Here is a 1,177-nt window from a genome sequence, read left to right on the forward strand (position 1 = left end):
CAACGGACGACTCCCGACCAGATTCTAACCGCTGCACTCCACCGTGCAGGCCTGCGCCGAACCCAGCAAGCGTACCTCCGTCTCCTACTCACCCTCTGGCTGGTCATCCCCGGCAGGCACACCTTCACCAATCTGGCCCGCTACGCACCGACCTCTGAGCGCACCCACCGTTCCTGGGCACAGAAACCAGTGCCCTGGGTCCCCCTCAACAGCGCGCTGGTCTTGCAGGCGCAAGACCAGCAGATCCTCAGTCACGCCGGCATCCTGGGTGTCGATGCCGTGTTCATCCCGAAACACGGCCAGCACACCCCAGAGCTCGCCTCGTACTGGTGCGGCACACAGGGTCGATCCGTGCGGGGTCTGGAAGGCACCTGCGTGACCTGGATCGATCCGATCACACATCAACCTGTTCCTCTCTCCATCACGCAGACCCCGGCGACCGTACCTGACGGGGAGACCCGCGTTGACTTCTATGCCACCGTCACGCTGAACACCATTGTGCAGCTCCCAGACACCCTGCGGTCGCAACTCCAGGCGGTCGTCGCAGACGCGTACTACACCAAGCTGAAGTTCGTTTCACGCGTGGTGGACGAAGGGCAACTGCCCTTCGTCGGCAAGATGCGACGGGATGCCAACCTCAAGCATCTGTTCACCGGACCCCGCACGGGGAAGCCCGGCCGACCCAGGCTGTACGACGGCAAAGTCAGTCTGCGTGATTTCACGCGCTGGGAAGCGTTGCCGTGGGCGGACGAGTGCATGGTGTACACGGTGGTTGCGTACTCGGTGAGTCTGAAACGGCCGGTCCGCGTGGTGGCACTGGTCTGGCCGGGTGCAGGTCGACCGCGCGTGGAGGTGCTGTTCAGCACCTCCACAACCATGACGGTAGCAACCATCATCAGGCTCTACCGGGCTCGCTTCTCGATGGAGTTCCCGTTCCGCGACGGGAAGCAATTTGCCGGGCTGAGCGAGTGTCAGTCCAGGCAGGTGGAGTCCCTGCACTTCCATTGGAACATGGCCCTGTTGGCGGTGTCGGCAGCCCGGCTGAGTCAGTTGCAGGACCAGCGGGCAGGCCCGCTGGTCTTCAGCATGGAGGACGAGAAACGCCGCGCCTACAACGAGTTTTTCGTGGAGCGGATTTTGAGCATCTTGGCTGTGGAGCCCACGGATGAGAATTGCT

General features: G+C 62.9%; 1 protein-coding gene. It reads left to right on the forward strand.

The genetic code is table 11. From position 1 onward, the window contains the following. Positions 1 to 1,177, forward strand: a 1,177-nt coding sequence (locus IEY70_RS20815) for a transposase (protein WP_189066937.1), incomplete at both ends; no start/stop codon positions are given.

Origin of the sequence: Deinococcus seoulensis, assembly GCF_014648115.1 — a bacterium.
Taxonomy (GTDB): domain Bacteria; phylum Deinococcota; class Deinococci; order Deinococcales; family Deinococcaceae; genus Deinococcus; species Deinococcus seoulensis.